The sequence below is a fragment of the Oleiphilus sp. HI0061 genome (assembly GCF_001635675.1).
Genome location: NZ_LWFE01001305.1, coordinates 1 through 870, shown reverse-complemented (window position 1 = coordinate 870; position 870 = coordinate 1). Strand labels below are relative to the sequence as shown.

Genomic DNA, 870 nt, shown 5'->3' with positions numbered 1-870 from the left:
AACGAAGTAAGAAGTTCTCTATCACAACCAGGAACAACTTGGAGATCATTATGACCGACATAAATAAGGAAAACCCTGTCGACCGCCACGTCGATGATAGTCCTGAAAAAGAAGGCATGAGCCGTCGTAAATTTATTGGTGCAACCACTTTAGTCGGTGGTGCAGGTGTTGCTGCGTCAACACTTACCGCATCCATGTTTTCAGAACTTGCTCAGGCAAAAACGGCCGAGAAAATGGCTGCTAGCGCCCATGTAGGGCCAGGTGAGCTCGACGAATATTACGGCTTTTGGAGTGGAGGTCACTCAGGTGAAGTTCGCATACTTGGCCTACCTTCAATGCGTGAGCTAATGCGTATTCCGGTATTCAACCATGAAAGCGCGACTGGCTGGGGTCAGACCAACGAAAGTAAAGCAGTCATGGGTGAATCTGCCAAGTACTTTAACGGTGATGCACATCACCCTCATATGAGTATGCAAGATGGCCGCTATGACGGTAAGTATGTTTTCATCAACGATAAAGCAAATACTCGTGTAGCACGTATCCGCTGCGACATTATGAAAGCCGATAAGATGATCGACGTTCCAAATGTACAGGCGATCCATGGTTTAAGGGTTCAGAAAGTACCTCATACCAAATATATATTCTGTAACGGTGAATATGAAATTCCATTACCGAATGACGGACGTGATTTGGATGACCCTAGTAAATATTTCTCCATGTTCAACGTCATTGACGCTGAGAAGATGGAAATGGCTTTCCAGGTCATTGTTGATGGCAACCTTGATAATACCGATGCCGACTACGACGGTCGTTTCGCTGCATCAACCTGCTATAACTCTGAAAACGGCGTAACGCTACCTGAAATGATTT

1 protein-coding gene is annotated in these 870 nt (G+C 45.5%); it reads left to right on the top strand.

Features of this window, described 5'->3' with window-relative positions; translation table 11 throughout:
- Nucleotides 1-50 precede the first annotated feature (50 nt).
- Nucleotides 51-870 (top strand): twin-arginine translocation signal domain-containing protein (locus tag A3735_RS20670; RefSeq protein ID WP_156499796.1); only part of this gene is annotated, 820 nt, incomplete at its 3' end.